The organism is Leptolyngbya sp. FACHB-60, from assembly GCF_014695775.1.
GTDB lineage: Bacteria > Cyanobacteriota > Cyanobacteriia > Phormidesmidales > Phormidesmidaceae > Nodosilinea.
In genome coordinates this window covers 35,773-43,763 of sequence record NZ_JACJOX010000024.1, presented here as the reverse complement: position 1 = coordinate 43,763, position 7,991 = coordinate 35,773, and the positions used below count along the sequence as shown (strand labels likewise).

The 7,991-nt window shown below is 50.4% G+C and carries 8 protein-coding genes; all 8 read right to left on the bottom strand.

Annotated features, from left to right (window positions below; translation table 11 throughout):
- Positions 1–138: 138 nt before the first annotated feature.
- The gene (locus H6F57_RS09785) at positions 139–768 is read right to left on the bottom strand and encodes a hypothetical protein (RefSeq protein ID WP_190625555.1); all 630 of its coding nucleotides are present in this window, start codon (positions 766–768) and stop codon (positions 139–141) included.
- A gap of 88 nt (positions 769–856) precedes the next feature.
- Positions 857–1,900: a permease gene (locus H6F57_RS09780; protein WP_190625554.1), complete on the bottom strand. Its 1,044-nt coding sequence runs from the start codon at positions 1,898–1,900 to the stop codon at positions 857–859.
- Positions 1,901–1,977: 77 nt separating this feature from the next.
- Positions 1,978–2,343 (bottom strand): metalloregulator ArsR/SmtB family transcription factor, encoded by a 366-nt coding sequence (locus H6F57_RS09775; RefSeq protein WP_190625553.1) that lies wholly within the window; start codon positions 2,341–2,343, stop codon positions 1,978–1,980.
- A gap of 305 nt (positions 2,344–2,648) precedes the next feature.
- Positions 2,649–3,317: an O-methyltransferase gene (locus H6F57_RS09770; RefSeq protein WP_190625552.1), complete on the bottom strand. Its 669-nt coding sequence runs from the start codon at positions 3,315–3,317 to the stop codon at positions 2,649–2,651.
- 210 nt (positions 3,318–3,527) lie between these two features.
- Entirely contained in the window at positions 3,528–4,364 is an 837-nt protein-coding gene (gene phnE, locus H6F57_RS09765; RefSeq protein WP_190625551.1) for a phosphonate ABC transporter, permease protein PhnE, read from the bottom strand.
- A gap of 242 nt (positions 4,365–4,606) precedes the next feature.
- Entirely contained in the window at positions 4,607–5,653 is a 1,047-nt protein-coding gene (phnD, locus tag H6F57_RS09760) for a phosphonate ABC transporter substrate-binding protein (RefSeq protein ID WP_199289578.1), read from the bottom strand.
- Between the two features lie 114 nt (positions 5,654–5,767).
- On the bottom strand, positions 5,768–6,604 hold the full coding sequence (gene phnC / locus H6F57_RS09755; RefSeq protein ID WP_190625550.1) for a phosphonate ABC transporter ATP-binding protein: 837 nt from the start codon (positions 6,602–6,604) through the stop codon (positions 5,768–5,770).
- A 286-nt stretch (positions 6,605–6,890) separates the two neighbouring features.
- A complete protein-coding gene (gene phnF / locus H6F57_RS09750; protein WP_242024791.1) occupies positions 6,891–7,976 on the bottom strand; it encodes a phosphonate metabolism transcriptional regulator PhnF in 1,086 nt (361 codons plus the stop codon).
- Positions 7,977–7,991: the final 15 nt, after the last annotated feature.

The window sequence follows — 7,991 nt, the reverse complement described above, 5'->3', positions numbered from 1 at the left end:
TGGCGTCGATGACCTTCTGACGCAAATCAAGGCTGTAGGGTTTGGCCATTTCACTCCTTACAATGAGACTCCCTTGCTTAGGCTACGTCCTAATCACCTTGGCCATAGCTATATCAACACCTCTTACTTTCTCTGATACTAGGCCGGTTGGCCGAGACTGAGGGCATCGGCTAGGATGGAGCACTGATACTTGAGTTGGCGATCGCATGCCGCTAGCAGGTCCATAATAGTAGTGTCGCTTAAGGCCACTAACTGGGGCGAGAAAACCCCATAACGCCGCAGAAACTCTAGATAGTAGGCTTGGTGTTGGGCATAAGAGAGGTCAGGGGCGATCTGAATCACAAAATCATAGTCTTCTATGGTTTTATTCTTTCCATTACAGTTGCCTTCGGTCAGGTCTACCCGACACTCTTCGTAGACCAAAAAACAGTGAATCTGAGGAATAAAGTCTAGACCATGGGGTTGTAGCAGAGCATTGACCCCCGTGACGATCTCATCATTCAGACGGTAGAACCCCAGATTTTTATGGACTGGCAGGTTATGTTCTTGAGCCAGGCGAGCGATCGCACCGTGTTTGGTGGTGCAGCTGCCATAGCCTTCCTCAAACAGAATTAGAGAATTTTCGCTATTGGAGTTGGCGGCGTAGGGCAAATTTTTTGTCCAGCGGCAAGCCTCGTGAAAAGTCTTTAGCCCTTGCTGTAAAAACTTCTCAGCGATCGGGCCATGAGTTTGGAGCGTTGTGTCAGGTAAGGCTTCGATGGGGTGCATGGTTACAATTTAAGGGGCAAGGGATAAGGGCGTGAGCCGGGCGGAGATGATTGGGCAGTGTTGCTTAACGACGGTATGATTTGCTCCCTTATCCCAGGCTTACGGTATATAGCAACCCAGCGATCACAGAGCCGAGGAAGGCGAAGCCAAGATAGGCCAGAAAAACGGGACGGCGAGCCAGTGCAAAAACGGCAATCATCGCCGGAATACTGGTTGCACCGCCAGCCAGCAGAAAAGTCATGCCTGCACCGGGGGACATGCCTTGCTGGATGAGGCCGCCCACAAGAGGAAGTGCCGCATAGCCATTGAGATAAGCCGGAATGCCTACCAAAGCAGCCCCAAGAATGGAGAGCAGACCGCTATCACCTGCAATAGTTCGGATCCATCCATCCGGCACGTAAACTAACATGAGGCTCTCGATCAAAAACGCCAGGGCCATCCATTTGCCCAAAAACCAGGCATTCTTACGTGCCCCTTGCCAAAACTTTTGCCGTCGCTCTGATTGTGTCCAAAACCGCCAGACAGGCGGCTTAGGATTACGAACCCGGCTGCCACCACAGCCGCCATTATCCGCCCCTTCTCTGAGGGGATTAGCAAAGGCTGCGGATGACCACCCCGAGTGCATCAGGGCTAGGGTGCCAAACCCGCCTAGTAAGCCAATAAACACGGTGGCAACGGTTTTTGCGATCGCAAACTTTAGCCCCAGGGTAGCCACTGTCAGCACAAACATAGACGGATCCATAAGCGGCGACGACAGCCAGAATGCCATTACGGCCGCCACTGGCACCCCCATCGACAACAACGCTGCAATTAGCGGAATCACGCCGCAGGAACAAAAGGGCGAAACCGCACCAAATAGGGACGCCACGGGAATCATCACCGCAATGCGTCCCTGAAACGCTTTGGAAATCAGATTATCGGCACCGCTGGCTTGAGCATAGGCGGCAATGCCGATAGACAAAAGCAGAAAGGGGGCTACTTTCCATAGACTGACAGCGGTAAAAGTTAGACTGCCAGATACTTTGGCTGGTACAAGAAGTGCCAGGAGCAAGAACAGAAGGGCGATCGTCAGGGCTACCCCATCCCATCGCCGTACACTGCGATTAAATCTTGTCAGTACATTGGTTGCCATCTGGGGCTAGTCCTTAATAGTGTTTATACCTTTGATATTTAGACAAATGTCGAAATAAGAGCCAAGACTTTTGTGGTTTAGTCACAGCAGTCTGGCGTAGGCATTTCCGCGACATCGTCCATCTCAACAACATGATTGCGGGTGCAACACTCCTTATAAAGAAAAGCCATAAGCTCTTTGAGCGCTTCTGACCGTACGCTATACCAAATCCATTGCCGGTCTTTCTCAGGGGTAACGATACCCACTTGCCGTAGCTTGTCCAGGTGGTGAGACAAAGTCGGGGCAGAAATTTTCAGTTCCTTCTGAATTTCCCCGGCCGGCAGCCCTTTGGGGTAAGCCGATAGTAGCAGTCGCACGATCCGCAGCCGCGATGGTTGCCCCAGTGCGGCAAAAGCAGCAGCAATGTCTTCAATGGAGCGTTCAGAAGGTTTGGCTATTTCCATAATTCGACACTATTCAAAATGCCAAACTTTGTCAAGCATCACCACGCTATATAGCTTTTTGCAGCGTTCCATCCAAGCCGTGGAGAACTCTACGACTAATCGAAAAGCGGCTAGCAAAAATCGGTGTTGCTGGATACAGGTATGGCTCAAAACTGCAACGTCTCTCGTAGGGGCAAACGGCCGTTTGCCCCACCCAAATTCATGCTTCAACTCAGCAACACCCAAAAATTTAGGTTTACCTATCGCCGCTGCTTTCGCTTTGAACGACTTCAGCGACGGCTCAAATCTGACCTATCAAAAACTTCTTAATACATTACCCGGGCGAGCACCAATCCATCGTATCCTTTACTGCCCACCGTTTGAATTGCCGTCGCTGATAGTCTAGGCTCTAAGGATATCAAATCACAGAATTGCCGCACACCTTGCACTTTAGGGTCAGAGCAAGCGGCATTTGCCACCTCACCCTCACGCACAACGTTATCTCCAATAATTATTGTCCCTGGATGAGAAAGCTTCAGTGACTCACATAAATACTCGGGATTGCTGGGTTTATCTGCATCAGTAAAGATAACGTCAAAGGGTGCAACACCTAGTTGCACTAATTGTCTTATTGAATCGATGGCTGTGCCAACCTTGATGTCAACAATTTCTGCTAAGCCTGCTCTAGCAATGTTGTAAGTGGCGATATCAGCGTACTGAGGATTGACTTCCAAGGTGATGACGCAGCCATCTGGTAGAACCGCTCGTGCAAACCAAATGGTGCTATAGCCACCTAACGTTCCAATCTCTAAAATCCTTTTTGCACCTTGGATCTGAGATAAAAGCTGCAACAACTTTCCTTGATTGGGGGCAACATGGTGGGGCGGTAGCCCAGCGGCTTCGCTCGCTTGCAGTACATTGTCTAAAGCGGCATCTGACGGCAGAAAAGCCTTGGTAAAATACTCATCTACCGCCGTCCAAAGCTCTTGATTCAATGTATTTTCCTCCTCAGATCAAACATCTAAAAAAGAAGAATTGTCTCTGTCGTTTGCCATCTATCTGGGGCCTTAGAGATTGGCGAAATAACATTCTTAAACTTGTGAGAACCAATGATTTGCCGAAAAGAAAAACTTCATTAACATCAGGGGTGCCCATCCAAAAGATAGTCACGCATGTGGCTATCTTTTGGATGGGCTTAAAATAAATTAAACTAAATGCTGTCTTAACTTGGCTGAAATCGTGTCGATCAAGGAAACGGTTATGATCAGAATGATCATAATGGCGCAAACGTCTTGATATGCAAAGGCGCGAAAGCTTTGGTAAAGGGAAACACCAATTCCGCCAGCGCCAACAATTCCCAATACTGCTGCTGAACGCACATTCGATTCAAAGCGATAAAGCGTGAACGAAGTCCACAGCGGCACAACTTGAGGAATCACGCCAAAGACAATTTCTTGCACCTTGCTTGCCCCGGTGGCGCGGATGCCTTCTACGGGGCCAACCTCGATGGATTCGATCGCCTCTGAAAAGAGCTTTGCCAAAATACCGGCGGTATGAATAAACAGCGCTAATACCCCAGCAAAGGGGCCCAATCCGACTGCAACAACGAAGATGAGCGCAAAAACAACCTCATTAATCGCTCGCATCGTATCTAGAACCCGTCGCACAGGAAAGACAATCCAGGCTGGACAAATGTTGCTTGAGGCCAGAATTGACAGGGGAACCGCCAGGATGGCAGATAGCAGCGTGCCCCAAATGCCCATCGCTACAGTTTCGAGGGTATCTTGCAGGTAAGACCGCCAGTTGGAAAAGTCAGGCGGAAAATATCGGGTAATGTATTCCGCCATCGTGCCGCTGCCCTGGAATAGTTCAACAAAGCTCAGGTCACTCAGTTGGCCCGCGTAAATCAATACAGCGATCGCTACGGCTAAATAACCAATGCGGACTGGAGTAATTCGGGGGCGCTCTTTAGCCAAAAGATCGCGAGCCGCAGGAGAAGCGACGAGTTGCTCGGGATGAATAGAAGCCGGAGATTCAGTCATAGGGTAAATAGGTCAAGGTGCGATCGCAGCTTACATTCAGGCAAATCTTCAGGCGCTTTCGTAGATCGGGTAGAGCAGTATCGAACCCTCTGATAACTCTATTAGTCGTTGGACGTGTCATCGCGCTCACCCCAGATGTCCTCGCAGTCAACCGAGACGCACATAATGCACCTACATCTGGAGGAGAGCGAATCCACAGTCCACCTTGATAGAGTTGGGCGTACCCACCCTACCCATGACTCTTACAAGGCTTCGAGCTGCTTGTTCAGCTCATCGAGCTGAGACTGCTTCGCTTCAGGGCTCAGGTTTGCGTCGTTCTGCACTTCCATCATTTTTTGTCCGAGGTCCAGCTCACGGATGGTATCCCAATCGGCATCGGCGGCTTGGTCAAAGCCTTGCCAGCCCAGGGGCTCTAGAACAGCAGCATCTTTGTAGTTGTAGAAGAAGTCTTTAAACCGCTCTTTCAGACAGTCGGGTAAGTCATTCCGATAGGCCACCGGATCACTAGGGATAACGGGAGATGTCCAAATGATTTGGATATTCTCAAAGGCCTCTGGATCACCTTGCTTGAGTTTCAGCAAGTTTTCGCTGTTGTTAGTAGCTACATCAACCTGATTATTTGCAACGGCCTGGGCTGTTGCTTCATGGCTACCCGCAAACACCAGTTCTTCAAAGGCTTGGTTTGGGTTGATACCATTCTTGGCAAACACATAAAAGCTAGGAACCACGAAGCCCGAGGTAGAGTTGGGGTCGTTAAAGGCAAAGGTTAGATCAGATGTGTTGTCGATGACGTACTGATCTCCATCGCCGGATTCAGTATCAATGTTTTCAAGGATGGGGTTTTGCTTGTTGGTGATTAAGTGGGAGTAGTAGCCTTTAGTGCCGTCTGAGTTAACGGTTTGGGCAAACGCTTCAGCATCAGAACGAGCAGCCGCTTCAATGTAAGACTTACCGCCATACCAGGCCAGCTGAACCTTACCCGCGCCCATAGCCTCAATGACGCCAGCGTAGTCAGTGGCGTATAAACCGTTGATGGGGCGACCAATCTCTGCTTCCATAGCGGCCAAGAAAGGTTCCCACTGAGTTTTAAGGTTGGCTTGGGATTCAGTGGAGATGATGCCGAAATCGATTTCGGCTAATTCTGGCGCACAGGGTGCGCCAGCGGCATCGGCAGCCTCACCGGTGGCATCGGTATTGCCCTGCCCACCTGTGCTGCAACCTGCAATCAGAGCAGTACCGGCTAGAACCATAAAAAATCGGGCAGACCACTGGGTTAAAGCAGATGTCATGGTGGCAAATCCTTAAGGCTACAAATTAGAACTGTGGGAATGAGTTAGCTACAGGCTTGAGAAATTCAGCGCGTGCGTAGGGGTTACCCAGGCGGAACCCTTGATTGGCTCCTGCTAAAAAGCTGAAAAGACTTCGGCATGACCGCTCAAAACCAGCTCCTCGGCGGCGGCACCGTAAATAGTGTTGAGCTGTTGGTCATCTAAGTTATGGATATGACCGTCAAATCGAACGGTGCCATCCCGTAGTGCGATCGCACGTTTGTAATAGCAGCGCACCACCTGCACTTGGTGCAATGAGGTGATGATGGTAATGCCCTGCTCCTGGTTCAGATGGGTCAATAGCTCCATCACCTTGCGGGCCGACTCTGGGTCAAGGGAAGCGATGGGTTCATCGGCCAAAATGATTTTGGCTCCCTGCATCAGACAACGGGCGATCGCCACTCGCTGCTGTTGACCGCCCGAGAGGGATGAAGCCCGCTTATAGGCCTGATTTAAGATGCCGACTCGTTCTAGAGCACTGAGCGCGCGCAGTTTTTCCTGCTTGCTAAAGCCCCGAACGAGCGATCGCATCATTGAAACCTGCGACAAGTTGCCAACCAGAACGTTTTCCAGAACCGTTAGACGATTGACTAAATTAAACTGCTGGAAAATAAACCCAATCTGGCTCCGCAGCTGACGCGCTTTAGAATGCAGCTTACCGTTGACTTGCAGCGGACTACCGAAGATTTCTATGGTGCCCTGTTCAGCTAGCTGCAGGGCATTCAGGTTACGCAACAGGGTAGACTTCCCGGAACCAGAAGCTCCCACCAGCGCCACCATTTCCCCCATATCAACCTGCAAATTCACTGCCTGGAGCGCAGGTTGGCCCCTAAAAGACTTAGTCAATTGCTGAACCTTGACAGCGGGGGCGGCAAAGGAAGCCTCCAACGCACTCTCCGTAGCTGATCGCATGGCTATATATTGGCCCAGTTGAACATCATGACCCGGAATAGATGGATGTTGATGGCCAAACAATTTATGTAGATGTCTAGACAAAATGATCCATAGCGAGCCATAAACATAATCCGGCAGGCAGTTTAAGATCCTCCCCAGGGTTGATTAAGTTTGCGTAGAAAACCGTTTAAGGTTTTTGGCGGCATTGTTTAACGCCGATATTTCCCCCTTAGCCCCAATCGTGGGGGCAGTCAGAAGCTTGAAGTCCTTAGGTTAGGAGGATTCAAGGGGAGGCGGGTAGCCATCAAGACTCATTTTCCAGCACCAGTTCCATCCGTTCTCCTCGAAATCGGGTGACACCGTACTCAATCACCACACCACTCTGATCGACATTAATCGACTCAGATAGCAAAATTGGTCCATTGGCGGGCATTTTTAGCAGTCGTGCATCGTTAGCCTGAGCTAGACGGGCCGAGAGGCGCGTGCTGCGACGAATATGGTCACGGCCATATTCTGTCTGCAACATCTTCGAAATGGAGCGATAGGTTTCGCAGTGGTCAATCAATCCTGGAAAATGCTGGCCTGGAAAGTAGCTGCTGGAAATACTGATGGGTATATCCTCAATGGAACTCAGGCGCTCAAATAATATGACTGACGCTCCGACGCCAATCTCCAACCGTTTTGACAGCCTGGCATCGGCATTGATCTCGACAATGCGCAGCACCTGCCACACGGGTTGCAGAGCCTGGGCCTTGAGGGATTCATTGAATCTCACCCGCTTGCCGATCGGCACGGCGATCGGATCAGCCATCACAAAAGTGCCCCGGCCTCGCTCCACGCCAACAATTCCTTCTTGTCGCAAAACCTCTATCGCCCGTCGCAGGGTGTGACGGTTTACCCCAAATCGCTCGCTGAGCTCGGTTTCCGTCGGTAAGCGATCGCCGACTTTAAACACAGCTTCTTGAATGTTGCGACGCAACTGACTGGCAATTTGCAAATACAGTGGCAGAGCTTCTTGATGCATGTTGATTAGGTGGGGCTCAGACAGAAGCCGTAAATAAGTATAGTCGTCTCCCACGGCGGGCGATCGCAGGCTGTCGAGGTGCACGGCTATACCCTGAGTTGAGCCATCAAGGAAAGCGATCGCAGCAATGGGATAAAGGCGTTTTAGAGCTTGAGCAAAACCGATGCCGAAGACTTGCAACTCAAAGACCCCGGATTTAAAAGTGAGGAAGAGTTCCTCAATCCGAAACTGAAGAGCAGATTGCCATAGGGTATTGAGGGTGGGCAGTTCATCGGTGATGATAGCCCAGGGTTCCTTAACGCCTTTGACATTGGCTAGAACTAGGTTGCCGCGCAGCCATACTCTGCATTCAGGATCCGAAACCAATAAAAAATGACTGTT

Coding starts and splice junctions, on each gene's coding strand:
- H6F57_RS09785 (WP_190625555.1), bottom strand. CDS start 768: ATGCACCCCATCGAAGCCTTACCTGACACAACGCTCCAAACTCATGGC.
- H6F57_RS09780 (WP_190625554.1), bottom strand. CDS start 1,900: ATGGCAACCAATGTACTGACAAGATTTAATCGCAGTGTACGGCGATGG.
- H6F57_RS09775 (WP_190625553.1), bottom strand. CDS start 2,343: ATGGAAATAGCCAAACCTTCTGAACGCTCCATTGAAGACATTGCTGCT.
- phnE (WP_190625551.1), bottom strand. CDS start 4,364: ATGACTGAATCTCCGGCTTCTATTCATCCCGAGCAACTCGTCGCTTCT.
- phnD (WP_199289578.1), bottom strand. CDS start 5,653: ATGACATCTGCTTTAACCCAGTGGTCTGCCCGATTTTTTATGGTTCTA.
- phnC (WP_190625550.1), bottom strand. CDS start 6,604: ATGCGATCAGCTACGGAGAGTGCGTTGGAGGCTTCCTTTGCCGCCCCC.